The organism is Streptomyces sp. NPDC001219 (genome assembly GCF_053597915.1).
In genome coordinates this window covers 24,767-41,284 of the sequence record NZ_JBSFJF010000025.1, presented here as the reverse complement: position 1 = coordinate 41,284, position 16,518 = coordinate 24,767, and the positions used below count along the sequence as shown (strand labels likewise).

Annotated in this window: 13 protein-coding genes; 2 read left to right on the top strand and 11 right to left on the bottom strand. The window is 69.8% G+C overall.

Going from position 1 to position 16,518, the window contains the following annotated elements; all coding sequences use genetic code 11:
* The 10 genes from rodA to ACWC9R_RS18365 form a co-directional block, all read right to left on the bottom strand.
* Positions 1-1,215 (bottom strand): rod shape-determining protein RodA, encoded by a 1,215-nt coding sequence (rodA, locus tag ACWC9R_RS18410; protein ID WP_450732732.1) that lies wholly within the window; start codon positions 1,213-1,215, stop codon positions 1-3.
* Complete coding sequence (gene mrdA, locus ACWC9R_RS18405; protein ID WP_450732730.1) at positions 1,212-3,362, bottom strand: penicillin-binding protein 2; 2,151 nt, start codon at positions 3,360-3,362, stop codon at positions 1,212-1,214. The genes rodA and mrdA overlap by 4 nt, the downstream gene beginning before the upstream one ends.
* A 48-nt stretch (positions 3,363-3,410) precedes the next feature.
* Complete coding sequence (mreD, locus tag ACWC9R_RS18400) at positions 3,411-4,124, bottom strand: rod shape-determining protein MreD (RefSeq protein WP_450732728.1); 714 nt, start codon at positions 4,122-4,124, stop codon at positions 3,411-3,413.
* 3 nt (positions 4,125-4,127) lie between these two features.
* Positions 4,128-5,060 (bottom strand): rod shape-determining protein MreC, encoded by a 933-nt coding sequence (mreC, locus tag ACWC9R_RS18395; protein WP_450732726.1) that lies wholly within the window; start codon positions 5,058-5,060, stop codon positions 4,128-4,130.
* A gap of 244 nt (positions 5,061-5,304) precedes the next feature.
* Positions 5,305-6,324 carry a rod shape-determining protein gene (locus tag ACWC9R_RS18390; RefSeq protein WP_003985182.1) on the bottom strand — a complete coding sequence of 340 codons (1,020 nt, stop codon included), beginning with the start codon at positions 6,322-6,324 and terminating at the stop codon, positions 5,305-5,307.
* Between the two features lie 294 nt (positions 6,325-6,618).
* Positions 6,619-7,032, bottom strand: coding sequence for a nucleoside-diphosphate kinase (gene ndk / locus ACWC9R_RS18385; protein ID WP_450732724.1), 414 nt, complete (start codon positions 7,030-7,032; stop codon positions 6,619-6,621).
* Positions 7,033-7,144: 112 nt separating this feature from the next.
* Entirely contained in the window at positions 7,145-7,510 is a 366-nt protein-coding gene (locus ACWC9R_RS18380) for a DUF4233 domain-containing protein (protein ID WP_450732723.1), read from the bottom strand.
* Between the two features lie 2 nt (positions 7,511-7,512).
* A complete protein-coding gene (gene folC / locus ACWC9R_RS18375; RefSeq protein ID WP_450732721.1) occupies positions 7,513-9,027 on the bottom strand; it encodes a bifunctional tetrahydrofolate synthase/dihydrofolate synthase in 1,515 nt (504 codons plus the stop codon).
* Positions 9,028-9,160: 133 nt separating this feature from the next.
* Complete coding sequence (locus ACWC9R_RS18370) at positions 9,161-10,615, bottom strand: peptidoglycan D,D-transpeptidase FtsI family protein (RefSeq protein ID WP_450732719.1); 1,455 nt, start codon at positions 10,613-10,615, stop codon at positions 9,161-9,163.
* Positions 10,616-10,814: 199 nt separating this feature from the next.
* A complete protein-coding gene (locus ACWC9R_RS18365; RefSeq protein ID WP_450732718.1) occupies positions 10,815-13,463 on the bottom strand; it encodes a valine--tRNA ligase in 2,649 nt (882 codons plus the stop codon).
* 164 nt (positions 13,464-13,627) lie between these two features.
* Here ACWC9R_RS18365 and ACWC9R_RS18360 point away from each other — a divergent pair, with 164 nt between their 5' ends.
* Positions 13,628-14,584 (top strand): hypothetical protein, encoded by a 957-nt coding sequence (locus ACWC9R_RS18360; RefSeq protein ID WP_450732717.1) that lies wholly within the window; start codon positions 13,628-13,630, stop codon positions 14,582-14,584.
* Positions 14,585-14,715: 131 nt separating this feature from the next.
* Positions 14,716-15,000 carry a hypothetical protein gene (locus tag ACWC9R_RS18355; protein ID WP_450732715.1) on the top strand — a complete coding sequence of 95 codons (285 nt, stop codon included), beginning with the start codon at positions 14,716-14,718 and terminating at the stop codon, positions 14,998-15,000.
* 81 nt (positions 15,001-15,081) lie between these two features.
* Here ACWC9R_RS18355 and clpX read toward each other — a convergent pair whose 3' ends face one another.
* Positions 15,082-16,365: an ATP-dependent Clp protease ATP-binding subunit ClpX gene (gene clpX, locus ACWC9R_RS18350; RefSeq protein ID WP_450732714.1), complete on the bottom strand. Its 1,284-nt coding sequence runs from the start codon at positions 16,363-16,365 to the stop codon at positions 15,082-15,084.
* Between the last annotated feature and the right edge of the window lie 153 nt (positions 16,366-16,518).

Sequence of the window (16,518 nt, the reverse complement as noted above, 5' to 3'; positions counted from 1 at the left end):
TCAGCGGGAGGCGGACAGCGGGCGCTGCACCCGGATCGACTGGAGCAGCCCGATCGCGATCCAGACCGCGAACATGGACGTGCCGCCGTAGGAGACGAACGGCAGCGGGAGGCCGGTGACGGGCATGATCCCGAGGGTCATGCCGATGTTCTCGAAGGCCTGGAAGGCGAACCACGCGATGATGCCGGCGGCCACGACCGTGCCGTACAGCTCGGTGGACTCGCGGGCGATCCGGCAGGCGCGCCACAGCACGATGCCGAGCAGCACGATGATCAGGCCCGCGCCCAGGAAGCCGAGTTCCTCACCGGCGACGGTGAAGATGAAGTCCGTCTGCTGTTCGGGGACGAACTGGCCGGTGGTCTGGCTGCCGTGGAAGAGGCCCGAGCCGGTCAGTCCGCCGCCGCCGATCGCGATCCGGGCCTGGTTGGTGTTGTAGCCGACGCCGGCCGGGTCGAGGCTCGGGTTGGCGAAGGCGGCGAAGCGGGCGATCTGGTAGTCGTCGAGCAGTCCGAGCTGCCAGACCGCGACACAGCCGACGACTCCAGTGCCGACCAGGCCGAGAATCCAGCGGTTGGAGGAACCGGAGGCGAGCAGCACACCGAGGATGACGGCGCCGAGCACCATCACCGAGCCCAGGTCGGGCATCAGCATGATGACGGCCACGGGGACGGCGGCGAGCCCGAGGGCCTGGACGACGGTGCGGTGGTCGGGGTGCGGGCGGTCCCCCGCGTCGACCCGGGACGCCAGCAGCATCGCCATGCCCAGCGTGATGGTGATCTTGGCGAACTCGGCGGGCTGGAGGGAGAAGCCGCCGGGGATCGCCAGCCAGGAGCGGGAGCCGTTGATGGTGGCGCCCAGCGGGGTCAGCACCAGCAGCGCCAGCACGACTGAGAGGGCGTACATCACGGGGACGGCGCCACGCAGCGTCCGGTGACCGAGCCAGATGGTGCCGCCGGCCAGCGCGAGGCCGATGCCGAGGTTGAGCAGATGGTGCAGGAAGAAGTAGTACTCGTCGCCCTTGTTGAGTTCGGTGCGGTTGCGGGTGGCGGAGAACACCAGCAGCGAGCCGATCAGCGACAGCATGAGGCAGGACAGCAGCAGTATCCAGTCCAGCTTGCGCAGCACCGAGTCACGCGCCGTCAGCTTGCCCCAGGTGCCGAGCTCGGGGGTGTAGCGCCGGATCGAGAACGCCCGGGAGGTGTGGCTGGTCGTCATCGTGGGCTCTCCGATGCGGACGGCGACGGCGACGGCGGGACATAGGGCTTGATGGGCTGGGACTGGATGGCGCCATCACTTTCGATCTTGGGCAGCTTGGCCTCCGGCTTGGGGAGCAGCGCGGCCTTGGGGTCGATGCCGCCCTTTTCGTCGACTCCGTACAGGGCGTTGTAGATGTTGCGCACGGCGGGCCCGGAGGCGCCGGAGCCGGTACCACCCTGGGCGATGGTCATGACGATCGTGTAGTCCTTGGTGTACGTCGCGAACCACGAGGTCGTCTGCTTGCCGTAGACCTCGGCCGTACCGGTCTTGGCGTGCATCGGGATCTTGTCCTGCGGCCAGCCGCCGAACCGCCAGGCGGCGGTACCGCGGGTGGCGACACCGGCGAGGGCGCCGTCCATCTGCCCGAGGGTCTTCTGCGTCACCGGCAGCCGGCCGTGCGACTGGGGCCTGATCCGCTGGATGTGCTTGCCGTCGGGGCTGACGACGGCCTTGCCGACGGTGGGGTCGTAGAGCGTGCCGCCGTTGCTGATCGCGCCGTAGATGGCCGCCATCTGGATCGGGGTGACGAGGGTGTCACCCTGGCCGATGGCGTAGTTGATCGAGTCGTAGGCGTGCAGCTTCATGCCCTCCAGGCAGCCCTCCCGGGCGAGCTTGGTGCCGAAGTCCTTCTTCTTCGGCCAGGCCTTGGCCTGTTCGCACCAGCCGGCCTTGTTGGCCTTCCAGAAGTCGTTCTTCCACTTGCGGTCGGGGACCCGGCCGGTGACCTCGTTCGGGAGGTCGATGCCGGTCTCCTTGCCGAGGCCGAACTGGTGGGCCGTCTTGTAGAACCAGTTCTTGGCGTCCTTCTTCGGCTTGTCCCCGCCGTCCTTCCTCCACTCGTCGTGCGAGAGCCGGTAGAAGACGGTGTCGCAGGAGACCTCCAGCGCGCGGCCGAGGCTGATCGCGCCGTGGCTCTGCGACTCGAAGTTCTTGAAGGTCTGGCCACCGATGCTGTACGAGCTGGTGCAGGGGTAGTGGCCGTTGAAGTCGTAGCCCGCGTTGACCGCGGCCGCGGTCGAGATGACCTTGAAGATCGAGCCGGGGGCCGCCTGGCCCTGGATGGCGCGGTTCAGCAGCGGGTAGTTGGAGTCCTTGCCGGTGAGGCGGCCGTAGTCCTTGCCGGAGATCCCGCCGACCCAGGCGTTGGGGTCGTAGGAGGGGTTGGAGGCCATCGCCACCACCCGGCCGGTCTTCGCCTCCATGACGACGACGGCACCGGAGTCGGCCTTGTAGTTGGTGCCGGTGTTCTTGTCGTGCTCCTTGCGGGCGTCCTTCATGGCCTGGTCCAGCTGCTTCTCCGCCAGGGCCTGCACCCGGGCGTCGATGCTGGTGACGACGCTGGCGCCGGCCCGGCCCTTCTCGCTCTTCGCCTGGCCGATGACCCGGCCGAGGTTGTCGACCTCGTAGCGGGTGACGGCGGCCTTGCCGCGCAGCGCGTCGTCGTACGTCCGCTCCAGACCGGACCGGCCGATCTGGTCGGAGCGCAGCAGCGGTGAACGGCTGTGCTCGGCCTTCTTGATCTCCGCGTCGGTGACCGGTGAGAGGTAGCCGAGGACCTGGGCGGTGTTGGCCTTGCCCGGGGCGGCGTAGCGGCGCACGGCGGTGGGCTCGGCGCTGATGCCGGGGAAGTCCTCGGAGCGCTCGCGGATCTGGAGGGCCTGCTGGGTGGTGGCCTCGTCGGTGATCGGGATCGGCTGGTAGGGCGAGCCGTTCCAGCAGGGCTGCGGCGTCTTGGCGTCGCAGAGCCGGACCTTGTTGCGGATCTCCTTCCCGGACAGGCCGAGCACCTTGGCCAGCCGGCCGAGCACGGCCTTGCCGTCGTCCTTCATCTTCAGCAGCTCGGTACGGCTGGCCGACACCACCAGACGGGTCTGGTTGTCGGCCAGCGGCACGCCGCGCGCGTCGAGGATCGAGCCGCGGGTGGCGGGCTCGATGACCTGCTGGACGTGGTTGTTCCTCGCCTCGGTCGCGTACTCCTGGCCGTTGCGGATCTGGAGGTACCAGAGCCGGCCGCCGAGGGTGAGCAGCAGCGAGAAGACCAGGATCTGGATCGCGATGAGCCGGACGCTGACCCGGGAGGTCCGGGATTCCGGGAGATTACTCATGGCGCGCCGCGCCTCCATGAGGGGTCGTGGTCGAGGGGCGGGAGAGCGTCACAGCCGCTTGACCCCCTTGATACGGCCCACCTTGTCGCGGGCCGACTTGCCGAGCAGACCGCCGCGCTGGCTGCCGATGCGGGCCCCCGAGCGGACGGACTTCATGGCGCCGCGGCTGGCCTTGAGGCCGGTGCCGGTGGTGAGCCAGCCGTAGCCGGAGCCGCCGCCGGAACCGCCGGCGCCGCTGGTGCCGTCGCCGGTCAGCGGATCGCCCTCGGTTCTGCGCGCCGCGGCCATCACCAGCGGGACCACGAACGGGGCCAGCAGCAGGTCGTAGAGGGTGGCGCTGAGCAGCAGTCCGACGATGCCGACGTGCCGGGCGGCGGTGTCGCCGACCAGCGCGCCGACGCCCGCGTACATCAGCGTCGAGCCGATCGCGGCGCCGATGACGACGATCAGCGGCAGCGTCGCCGAGCGGTGCCGCCCGGACTCCGGCCTGGTCAGGCCCGCCGCGTAGCCGATGACGCAGAGCACCAGCGCATAGCGGCCGACGGCGTGGTCGGACGGCGGGGCGAGGTCGGCCAGCAGCCCGGCGAAGAAGCCGATGAGCGCGCCGCCGACATGGCCGTAGACCAGCGCCAGGCCGACCACCACGAGCAGCAGCAGATCGGGTACGGCGCCGGGCAGTTGGAGTCTGGCGAGGATGGTGACCTGGATGACGAGGGCGACGACCACCAGCGGGGCGGAGAGCAGAATCCGGTTGATGCGCATCGGTCAGCTCCTGGGGGAGGCGCTCGCGGAGGGGGTGGCCGTGACGGTGACCGTCGGCGTCGGCTTGGGCTTGGCCGGCTGGGGCGGCAGCACCGTGTCGCGCGGGTCCTCCCGGGGCGGCTGGACGACGACGCCGACGATGTCGAGCTGGGAGAAGCCGACGAACGGCCGGACCTGGAGGGTGCGGGTCAGATCGCCGTTGAACGGCTCGACCCGGACGACCCGGCCGACGGGCACGCCGGGCACGAACGGCTTGTCCCTGCTGGAGCCGAAGGTGACCAGGCGGTCGCCCTTCTTGATGTTGGCCCGGCCGTTGAGGAGCTGCACCCGCATCGAGCGGACGCCCTGCCCGTTGGCGAAGCCGATCTCGTTGGTCTTCTCCATGCGGGTGCCGACGGTGAAGTCCGGGTCGGCGGCCAGCAGGACGGTGGAGGTGTCGGCGCCGACGGTGGTGATCCGGCCGACCAGACCGTCGCCGTTGAGCACGGTCATGTCACGGCGGATGCCGTCACGGCTGCCGGCGTCGATGGTGACGGTCCAGGAGAAGCCCTGGGCCGAGCCGATGGCGATGACCTGGGCGCCCTTGATGGCGTACTGGCCGGTGCCCGCGGTCTTGAGGATCTTGTCGAGCTCGGCGGCGCGGCTGCGGTTCCGGTCGGAGGAGCCGAGCTTGGCCTTCAGCGCCTCGTTCTCGTGCTCCAGCTTGCTGATCCGGTTGTGCCGGCGGCCGGAGTCCCGTACGGCACCGACCGCGTGGCCGACCGGGTCGACGACGCGGGCGACGCCGCTCTCGACCGGGCCGAAGGCGGAGGCGGCGGCTTGCCGGGCACCATCGAGCGGGGACTGTTCGCCGCCGCGGATATCGACCGTGATCAGCGCGAACGCGATCGCGACCAGCAGCACCAGCAGCAGCCGGCTCTCTCGTGTGTCCCTCACGTGCGGCGGCCGTGTCCTTCCTCGTAGGACCGGCCGGCTGCGGGCCCCGCCGGTCTCGTTCGGGAGTTGAGCGTTGTGCCTGATGTGACGGTGCCGGGCGGTGGAGCGTCAGTCACCGTGTCTGTCGGGACCTTCTGCTGTCCCTCGGCCGGTCCGGCGGACGGACCGGCCGCTGCCGCCGGGGTCGCCGGCTGTCCCGTCCACCGCCTGGCGGCGGCGGTACGGGCCGGTTCCCCCGGCCGTGCTACCTGCGCGGCTGGGAGTCGAGGACCTGCTGGAGCGCCTCGAACTCCTCGACGCACTTGCCGGAACCGAGCGCGACGGAGTCGAGCGGGTCCTCGGCGATGTGGATGGGCATACCGGTCTCGCGGCGCAGCCGCTCGTCGAGGCCGCGCAGCAGGGCGCCGCCACCGGTGAGCACGATGCCGCGGTCCATGACGTCACCGGACAGCTCCGGCGGGCACTTGTCGAGGGTCGTCTTGACCGCGTCGACGATGGAGTTGACCGGCTCCTCGATGGCCTTGCGCACCTCGGCGGCCGAGATGACCACGGTCTTCGGGAGGCCGGAGACCAGGTCGCGGCCGCGGATCTCGGTGTGCTCGTCCTGTTCGAGGTCGTACGCCGAGCCGATGGTGATCTTGATGCTCTCGGCGGTGCGCTCGCCCAGCAGAAGGCTGTACTCCTTCTTGATGTGCTGGATGATCGCGTTGTCCAGCTCGTCGCCGGCCACCCGGATGGACTGCGCGGTGACGATGCCGCCGAGCGAGATGACCGCGACCTCGGTGGTGCCGCCGCCGATGTCCACGACCATGTTGCCGGTGGCCTCGTGGACCGGCAGACCGGAGCCGATCGCCGCGGCCATCGGCTCCTCGATGATGTGGACCTGGCGCGCGCCGGCCTGGGTCGAGGCCTCGATCACCGCGCGGCGCTCAACTCCGGTGATACCGGAGGGGACGCACACGACGACCCGCGGACGGGCCAGGTAGCGCCGCTTGTGGATCTTGAGGATGAAGTAGCGGAGCATCCGCTCGGTGATCTCGAAATCGGCGATCACGCCGTCTTTCAGGGGCCGTACGGCGACGATGTTGCCGGGCGTGCGCCCGATCATCTTCTTCGCCTCAGCACCCACCGCGAGAATCCCGCCGGTGTTGGTGTTGATGGCCACGACCGACGGCTCGTTGAGGACGATTCCGCGGCCCCTGACGTACACCAGCGTGTTGGCGGTCCCGAGGTCGACAGCCATGTCACGGCCGATGAACGACATGTTGTTCCCCATGAGGATACGTCTGGCCTTCCCAACTGGAGCGAATGCTTACTGGAGGTCGGCAGGAGGTGATGCGCTGTGAGGCGCGGAAGCCTCCATCGTAGTTCGTAGTAGGCCCACTCGAACACGTCGGGAGGCTGTTCCGCCATTGTCAGCCGTACACGCACCCGCCCCCCTCAATGGTGACGTCGTGTCGCGGTGATGCGTTCCCCCGATCGTGTCGTATACACCAAAGGGCGACCGATGATTTCTTCGGTCGCCCCAGGTCACGGGGGGTGTGCAGCTGATGATGTGTCAGGAAATGCCCGGGAAGAAAATCTTGATCTCGCGCTCTGCGGACTCTTCGGAATCCGATGCATGGATCAGATTCTCCCGGGTGATCGTTCCGAAGTCCCCACGAATGGACCCACTCGGCGCGGCAATCGGGTCAGTCGGACCGGCCAGCGTCCGGACGCCCTCGATCACCCGCTCGCCCTCGACGACCATCGAGACGACCGGACCGGAGGACATGAACTGGACCAGCGGCTCGTAGAACGGCTTGCCGACGTGCTCCCCGTAGTGCTGCTCCAGGAGCTCGCGGTCCAGGCCGCGCAGTTCCAGCGCGCTGATCGTCCAGCCGGCCTTCTTCTCGATACGGCCGATGATCTCGCCGATCAGACCCCGCTTGACGGCGTCGGGCTTGAGGAGGACGAGGGTGCGCTGGCTCACGAAGGGACTCCCTGAATATGAACAATGGTCAGCGGGTGCACTGAGGCTACATGGGGGACACCGCACCGTACGGCGCAGCCCCCGGCCCGCGGAACGCCCCGTGGACCGGGTGTCAGGCCGGCTCGCCGGCGGGCTCGCCGGACGCCTCGGACTGCGCCGCCCAACGGGCCTTCGCCTCATCGATCTTGCGGCCGAAGTGGACCGACGCCCACCACAGGGCGGCGAAGACCGCACCCAGGAAGAACATCGTCGGCACCACGAAGCCGCTCGCGATCAGGGCGGCCTGCAGCGCCCAGCCCATCGCGACGCCACCCGGACGGGCCAGCATCCCGCACAGCAGCAGGCTCAGCAGCATCGCGATCCCGCTGACCGTCCAGACCGTGACCGCCGGCAGATCGGTCATCTGCATCGCGACCAGACCGGCGAAGCCGATCACGAAGAATTCGCCTATCAGAGTGCTGGCACACAGCGTGCGCACGGTCAGCCCCTTCCCATCAGCAGTCGGGCCTCGCCGACGGTGATCACCGAGCCGGTCACCAGCACACCGGCGCCGGAGTACTCGCCCTCCTCCTCGGCGAGGGTGATCGCCGCCTCCAGGGCGTCGTCGAGCCGCGGCTCCACCTGCACCCGGTCGGCGCCGAAGACCTCGACGGCGACGGCCGCCAGCTCGTCCGGGTCCATCGCACGATGGCTGGAATTGCGCGTCACCACGACCTCGGCGAAGACCGGCTCGAAGGCCTCCAGGAGGCCCCGTACGTCCTTGTCGCCGCTGGCGCCGACCACGCCGACCAGCCGGCTGAACCCGAATGCCTCGGTGACCGCCTCGGCCGCGGCCCGCGCCCCCGCGGGGTTGTGCGCCGCGTCCAGCACGACCGTCGGGCTGCGGCGCACGACCTCCATCCGGCCGGGCGAGCTGACGGCGGCGAACGCGGAGCGGAGGGTGTCGATGTCGAGCGTGCGGGCGTGCTCCGAGCCGACGCCGAAGAACGCCTCCACCGCGGCGAGCGCCACCGCGGCGTTGTGCGCCTGGTGGGCGCCGTACAGCGGGAGGAAGATCTCGGGGTACTCGCCGCCCAGCCCGCGCAGCGTCAGCATCTGCCCGCCGACCGCGACCTCACGGGAGAGCACCCCGAACTCCATGCCCTCACGGGCGACCGTGGCATCCACCTCGACCGCGCGCTTGAGCATCACCGACGCCGCGTCCACCGGCTGCTGGGCCAGCACGACCGTGGCGTCCTTCTTGATGATCCCGGACTTCTCCCCGGCGATCTGCTCGGGCGTCTCCCCCAGCCGGTCGGTGTGGTCCAGCGAGATCGGGGTGACCACGGCGACATCGCCGTCGATGACGTTCGTCGCGTCCCAGGTCCCGCCCATGCCGACCTCGACGACCGCGACGTCCACGGGGCTGTCCGCGAAGGCGGCGTACGCCATCGCCGTCAGCACCTCGAAGAACGACAGGCGGAACTCCTCCCGGCTGTCGACCATCTCCACGTACGGGGCGATGTCCCGGTACGTCTCGATGAAGCGCTCGGCGGAGATCGGGCCGCCGTCCAGGCTGATCCGCTCGGTGATGGACTGGACGTGCGGGCTGGTGTAGCGGCCGGTGCGCAGGTCGAAGGCGGTCAGCAGGGCCTCGATCATGCGGGCGGTGCTGGTCTTGCCGTTGGTGCCGGTGATGTGGATGGACGGGTAGGCACGCTGCGGCGAGCCGAGGATGTCCAGCAGCGCCGCGATGCGCTGCACCGACGGGTCGAGCTTGGTCTCACCCCAGCGGCCCGCCAGCTCCTCCTCGACGGCGCGCAGCGCGCGGTCGACCTCGGGGTCGGCCGGCCGGGTGGGAATCCCGTCGCCCTGCGGCGGCCCGGCCTGGGCGCGCAGGGTCCGGCTGCCGGCCTCGATCACCGCCAGATCGGGGTCACGGTCGGTCTCGGCCTCGACCATGTCGTCGAAGGCGTCGTTCGGGTCGGGGTCGTCGTTCTGGGGGCGCTCGCTCACGCCGACCAGTCTACGAGGCACCTGTGACAGCGGTGCGCTGCGTTGCCCCCTGCCGGTCCGGAGCCGTGGCCGGGCGGCGGCACGCCGGGCCCGCGCCCCGGCGTGCGCCCCCGCGCCGGGGCCCGGCCGGCGCCTACGGCAGGGCCGCCCTCATCATCGCCCGCGCGGTCGGGGCCGCCAGCCCGTTGCCGGAGACCTCGTTGCGGGCGGCGTGCCCGTCCTCGACCATCACGGCCACCGCCACCCGGTGCCCCTTGCCGTCCTCGGCGTACGAGACGAACCAGGCGTAGGGCGTACCGCTGTTGTCGACGCCGTGCTGGGCGGTGCCGGTCTTGCCGCCGACGGTCAGTCCGCCGATCTTCGCGGCGGAACCGGTGCCCTTGTCCACCACCGTCTGCATCGCCGACCGCAGCTGCCCGGCCGTGCGCCCCGACATGGTCCGGCCGTCGCGGTAGCTCTTCGGGCCGAAGTCCTGGACGGTGTTGCCGCCGCCGTCGGTCAGCTTGTCGACCAGCTGCGGGGTCCTCAGCTCGCCGCCGTTCGCGATGGCCGAGGTGACCATCGCCATCTGCAGCGGGGTCGCCTGGTCGTCGAACTGCCCGATTCCGGACAGCGCGGTCTGCGCCTGGTCCATGTCCTTGGGGTAGACGCTCTTGCCGGCCCGCACCGGGGTGTCCACCTCGCCGTCGTTGAAGCCGAACTTCTCGGCCTGCGCCTTCACCTTGTCCTTGCCCAGGTCGACGGCCATCTTCGCGAAGACGGTGTTGCAGGAGTACTGGAGCGCGGTGCGGATGTCCGCGTTCTTGCAGGGTGCGGCCTTGTTCTCGTTGGTGAGCTCGGTACGGGTGTGCGGGAGGGTGTACGGGTCGGGGCTCTTGGTGGGCTCGTCCACCGAGGAGTACAGCCCGTCCTCCAGCGCGGCCGCGGCGACCACCAGCTTGAAGGTGGAGCCGGGCGGCAGGGGCTGCCGCAGCGCCCGGTTGACCTCGGGGTGGTCGGCGTCGCCGGACATCTTCCGCCACGCCTTCTGGTCGCCGGAACCGGACCCGGCGAACGCCCCCGGGTCGTACGACGGGGTGCTGACCATGCCCAGAATCCGCCCGGTGTCCGGGTCCATGGCGACGGCGGCGCCCTTCTTGCCGCCCAGCGCCCGGTAGCCCGCCTTCTGCACCCGGGCGTCGATGGTGGTGGCCACGTCGCCGGCCTTGGGCCGGCTGCGGGAGAGGGCGTCGGCGGGGCTCTGCAGCCGGCTGTCGGAGCCGTCCAGCACATCGCCGTACAGGTTCTCCAGCTGGTTGCTGCCGAAGATCTGCGAGCTGAAGCCGGTGACCGGCGCGTACAGCGGGCCGTCCTTGGAGGTCCGCTTGTACTTCAGGGTGTCGGAGGTGGCGGCGGAGCCGGTGACCGGCTCCCCGTCGACGAGGATGTTGCCCAGGGGCGCGGAGTACTTGCCGATGGCGACCCGCGGATTGTGCGGGTCGTCCTTGTAGTCGCTCGCCTTGGCGCCCTGGAGCCAGGTCGCCCAGCCCATCAGCGCGACGATCAGGGCCAGACAGAAGACCGCGGCCCGTCGCAGGGGTTTGTTCATCGGGCGCGGCTCCTCCAAGACGGGACGTGCGGCGCCGCCGGAACGACGGCTTCCGCCCCACCGTGCCTCGGCCAGATGAGAGCCCGATGAGAACGGCCGGAGCACGGGGCGGAGCCCCTCCGCGGCCCGGCCGCCCCCGCCCGGGAACGGCGCAGGCCCCCCGCCCGTACGGACGAGGGGCCTGCGGAGTCCGCCGCCGTTACGCCTTCGGCAGCGCCGCGAGCTGCGCGGTGATCCGGACGATGTCCGCCTCCGCGGTCTCCAGCCGGCCGCGGATCTTGTCCACGACCTTCTCCGGCGCCTTGGCCAGGAACGCCTCGTTGCCGAGCTTGCCGGTGGCCTGCGCCTTCTCCTTCTCGGCCGCGCCCAGGTCCTTCGTCAGGCGCTTGCGCTCCGCCTCGACGTCGATGGTGCCGGACAGGTCCAGGGCGACCGTGGCGCCCGCGACCGGCAGCGAGGCGGTGGCGCTGAAGCCGTCACCGGCCGGCTGGAGCCGCAGCAGCGAGCGCATCGCGGCCTCGTGCGCGGCCAGCTCCGTGCCGGACAGGTCCAGCCGGGCGGGGACCTTCTGGCCCGGCTGGAGCCCCTGGTCGGAGCGGAACCGGCGGACCTCGGTCACGACCTGCTGCACGGTCTCGATCTCCCGCTCCGCCGCCGCGTCCCGGAAGCCGCCCGGGGCGTCCGCCCCGGGAACGGCCACGGCGGCCGGCCACTCGGCGATGACGACCGACTCACGGCCGGTCAGCGCCGTCCACAGGGTCTCGGTGACGAACGGGACGATCGGGTGCAGCAGCCGCAGGGTGACGTCCAGGACCTCGCCCAGCACCCGGCGCGAGGCGTCGGCGGCCGGGCCGCCCGCCATGAAGGTGGTCTTGGACAGCTCGACGTACCAGTCGAAGACCTCGTCCCAGGCGAAGTGGAAGAGGGCGTCCGACAGCTTCGCGAACTGGTAGTCGTCGTAGTACGCGTCGACCTCGGCGACGACGGAGTTCAGCCGGGACAGAATCCACCGGTCGGTCGCCGACAGCTGCTCGGCGGGCGGGAGTTCGCCCTCCACCGTCGCACCGTTCATCAGCGCGAACCGGGTGGCGTTCCAGATCTTGTTGGCGAAGTTGCGGGAGCCCTGGACCCAGGCCTCGCCGATCGGGACGTCGACACCGGGGTTGGCGCCGCGGGCGAGCGTGAACCGGACGGCGTCCGAACCGTACTCGTCCATCCAGTCCAGCGGGTTGACCGCGTTCCCGAAGGACTTGGACATCTTCTTGCCGAGCTGGTCGCGGACCATGCCGTGCAGCGCGATGGTGTGGAACGGCGGGGTGCCGTCCATCGCGTACAGCCCGAACATCATCATCCGGGCGACCCAGAAGAAGAGGATGTCGTAGCCGGTGACCAGGACGGAGTTCGGATAGAACTTCTCGACGCTCGGGGTCTGCTCGGGCCAGCCGAGCGTGGAGAACGGCCACAGGCCGGAGGAGAACCAGGTGTCCAGGACGTCGGTGTCCTGGTGCCAGCCCTCGCCGCTCGGCGGCTCCTCGTCCGGTCCGACGCAGACGACCTCGCCGTCCGGGCCGTACCAGACCGGGATGCGGTGGCCCCACCACAACTGCCGCGAGATGCACCAGTCGTGGAGGTTGTCGACCCAGCCGAAGTAGCGGGACTCCATCTCCTTGGGGTGGATCTTGACCTTGCCGTCGCGGACCGCGTCGCCAGCGGCCTGGGCCAGCGGGCCGACCTTGACCCACCACTGCATCGACAGTCGCGGCTCGATGGTGGTCTTGCAGCGCGAGCAGTGCCCGACGGAGTGGGTGTACGGGCGCTTCTCGGCGACGATCCGGCCCTCGGCGCGCAGTGCGCCGACGATCGCGGAACGGGCCTCGAAACGGTCCAGGCCCTGGAAGGGGCCGTGCGCCGTGATGACACCGCGCTCGTCGAGCACGGCGAGGTTGGGCAGCTCGTGCCGGCGGCCGATCTCGAAGTCGTTCGGGTCGTGGGCCGGGGTGACCTTGACCGCGCCGGTGCCGAACTCCGGGTCGACGTGCTCGTCGGCGACGACCGGGATACGGCGGCCGGTCAGCGGGAGTTCGATCTCGGTGCCGATGAGGTGGGCGTAGCGCTCGTCCTCCGGGTGGACGGCGACCGCGGTGTCACCGAGCATCGTCTCGGCCCGGGTCGTGGCGACGACGATCGAGGCCTCGCCCTCGCCGTACCGGATGGAGACCAGCTCGCCGTCGTCGTCCTGGTACTCCACCTCGATGTCCGAGATGGCGGTCAGGCAGCGCGGGCACCAGTTGATGATGCGCTCGGCGCGGTAGATCAGCTCGTCGTCGTGGAGCCGCTTGAAGATCGTCTGGACGGCCTTGGACAGGCCCTCGTCCATCGTGAACCGCTCGCGCGACCAGGCGACACCGTCGCCCAGGCGGCGCATCTGGCCCGAGATCTGTCCGCCGGACTCACCCTTCCACTGCCAGACCCGCTCGACGAACTCCTCACGGCCCAGGTCCTGCCGGGAGACGCCCTCCTTGGCCAGCTCGCGCTCGACGACGTTCTGGGTGGCGATACCGGCGTGGTCCATGCCCGGCTGCCAGAGGGTCTCGTAGCCCTGCATGCGCTTACGGCGGGTGAGCGCGTCGATGAGGGTGTGCTCGAAGGCGTGCCCCAGGTGCAGGGAGCCGGTGACGTTCGGGGGCGGGATGACGATGGTGTACGGCGGCTTCTCGCTCTTCTCGTCCGCCTCGAAGTAGCCCCGCTCTACCCAGCGCTCGTACAGCGGCCCCTCTACGTCGGCCGGCGTGTACTGAGTCGGCAGTTCGGGGGCGCTGTGGTTGCTCTGCTGAGTGTTCTCGGTCACGACGGACAGTGTACGGGCGCGCATGTAGCAGCTTCGAATCGGTTTCGCCCCCGGAGCAACGGATGTCAGCGGCGTCGTACAGGATGTCGGCAGCGCACAAGCAGCACGCAGAACTTCACACGCAGAACTCAACTGAATTCAGTTGTCACGAGGGGAACCGCTCCATGAGCTTCAACCAGCCGCCTCCCGGCCCGTACGGCCAGCAGCCCCCGCAGCCGGGCCCGTACGGCCAGCCGCAGCAGCCACCGGCCCCGCAGCCCGGTTACGGCTACCCGCAGCAGGGCGGTCCGGTGCCTCCGCAGCAGGGCTACGGCTACCCGCAGCAGGCCGGCCAGGCGCCCCCTCAGCAGGGATACGGCTACCCCCAGCAGGCCGGCCAGCCCTACGGCCAGCAGGCCCCGTACGGCGGCCAGCAGACGCCCTACGGCACGATCCCGCAGGGCCCGGAGGAGAGCGGCGGCAACGGCAAGAAGGTCGGCCTGATCGTCGGCGCGGTCGCGGTCGTCGCGGCGATCGGCGTGGGCGCGTACTTCGTGTTCGGCTCGGGCGGGGATGTGAAGCCCTACACGATCTCGCTGCCGAACAGCCTGCTGAGCGGGCAGTTCCAGAAGGCGAGCACCGGCGGCGGCTCGGGCACCGAGGACCTCACGAACGACAAAGAGGCCAAGGCGATGGGCATCACCAACAGCAAGGGTGTCCAGGGGGCCTACAAGGCCGACGGCGGTCTGACGGCACAGGTCATCGGCGTGTACGGCGAGGTGGCCGACCCCGAGGGCACGGTGGGCCAGATGTTCGCCAAGATGGACGAGAACCAGAAGAAGTCCGCGGCGACCCGGAACGCCAAGATCGAGGACGTCACGCCGACGACCTCGTACTCCCCCGAGGACTTCGACGGCGCGGTGATGAAGTGCCGGACGCAGAAGATCACGGTCACCCAGGGCGGTGTCTCCGTGCCGATCACCGCATCCACCTGCATCTGGGGCGACAGCAGCGCCATCGGCGCCGTCCAGATGATGGCCGCCCCCTCCGCCTCCGGACCCGCCACCGCGTCGACGCCCGGCGCCGAGGAGCTGTCCGAGAAGACCGCCAAGATCCGCACCGAGGTCCGCAAGGAGAAGTAACCCCGGCCGGCACGGCCCCACGAGGCACCGAGGCGCTCGACGAGGAACGCTCGTCGAGCGCCTTCCGCTTGCCGCACTGGTAACTTGACCGGCGACCGACCAAGATTTTTTTCACTTCAGGGGGAACTGCCATGCGCAAGTCCATGCGCCGCACAGCGGCGGCGACCGGGGTGCTGCTGGCGGGAGCCATGCTTCCGCTCGTCGCCACCGCTCCGGCCCAGGCCAGTACAGCGGACTGCACGGCCTACTTGAGCAGCAAGGGCTACGTGGTGGGAAAGAAGGTGCTCACCATCTGCGAGGACTGGGCGACCAGCATCGGGGGCGCGATCCCGCCCCTTCCGTGCATGCAGCCTCTGCAGCGTCTCGGCGTCAAGGCGTCGCACGCCGAGGAAGCCTGCAACCGCGCGCAGTCCTGACCCGCCTCGGAGCACACCACCGCCCGGCAGCGTTCCCGCTGCCGGGCGGTTCGGTTTCGGTGGGCCGCTACGTGCCGCGGCTCAGGCGCTCTTCTCCTGCGGCTCCCCCGACTCGCCGCGGCCCCGCGGGACCAGGGTCGGGTTCACGTTCGAGTGGACGACGTCCTCGGTGATGACGACGCGGGCCACGTCCTTGCGGGACGGGATCTCGTACATCACCGCCTGGAGGACCTCCTCCATGATGGCGCGCAGACCACGGGCGCCGGTACCGCGGAGGATGGCCTGGTCGGCGATGGCCTCCAGGGCCGGGCGGTCGAAGTCCAGCTCGACACCGTCGAGTTCGAAGAGGCGCTTGTACTGCTTGACGAGCGCGTTGCGCGGCTCGACCAGGATCTGCAGCAGGGCCTCACGGTCGAGGTTGTGGACCGAGGTGAGGACGGGGAGCCGGCCGATGAACTCCGGGATCATCCCGAACTTCACCATGTCCTCCGGCATGACGTCCTGGAGCTGGTCCTTGGACTCGATCTCCCGCTTGGAGCGGATCGTGGCACCGAAGCCGATGCCCTTGGCGCCGGACCGGGCCTCGATGATCTTCTCCAGGCCGGCGAAGGCACCGCCGACGATGAAGAGGACGTTCGTGGTGTCGATCTGGATGAATTCCTGGTGCGGGTGCTTCCGGCCGCCCTGCGGCGGAACGGAGGCGGTGGTGCCCTCCAGGATCTTCAGCAGCGCCTGCTGGACGCCCTCGCCGGAGACATCGCGGGTGATCGACGGGTTCTCGCTCTTGCGGGCGACCTTGTCGATCTCGTCGATGTAGATGATGCCGGTCTCGGCCTTCTTGATGTCGAAGTCCGCGGCCTGGATCAGCTTGAGGAGGATGTTCTCGACGTCCTCACCGACATAGCCGGCCTCCGTCAGCGCCGTCGCGTCGGCGAACGCGAAGGGGACGTTGAGCATCCGGGCCAGGGTCTGCGCCAGCAGCGTCTTGCCGGAGCCGGTGGGGCCCAGCAGCAGGATGTTGGACTTGGCGAGCTCGATGCCCTCCTCGCCGCGGCCGGGGCCGTTCTCGCCCGCCTGCACCCGCTTGTAGTGGTTGTAGACGGCGACCGACAGGGCCTTCTTGGCGGGCTCCTGCCCGACGACATAGCCGTTCAGGAACTCGTAGATCTCCCGCGGCTTGGGGAGTTCCTCCCACCGCACCTCGGAGGTCTCGGCGAGCTCCTCCTCGATGATTTCGTTGCAGAGGTCGATGCACTCGTCGCAGATGTACACACCAGGTCCCGCGATGAGCTTCTTCACCTGCTTCTGGCTCTTCCCACAGAACGAGCACTTGAGCAGGTCGCCGCCGTCACCGATGCGTGCCACGAGGTGCTTCCCCTTCGCCTGGGATCCGTATTGCTCCACGGACCCGGGTGCTTGCCTATCGACGGTACCTTGCCGGGCCCCCCGTTCGGGCCCCCCTTGGACGGACTCGGTTCACTCGATCCCGGCCCGGTCCAAGGGGGCAGCGCTCCGGCT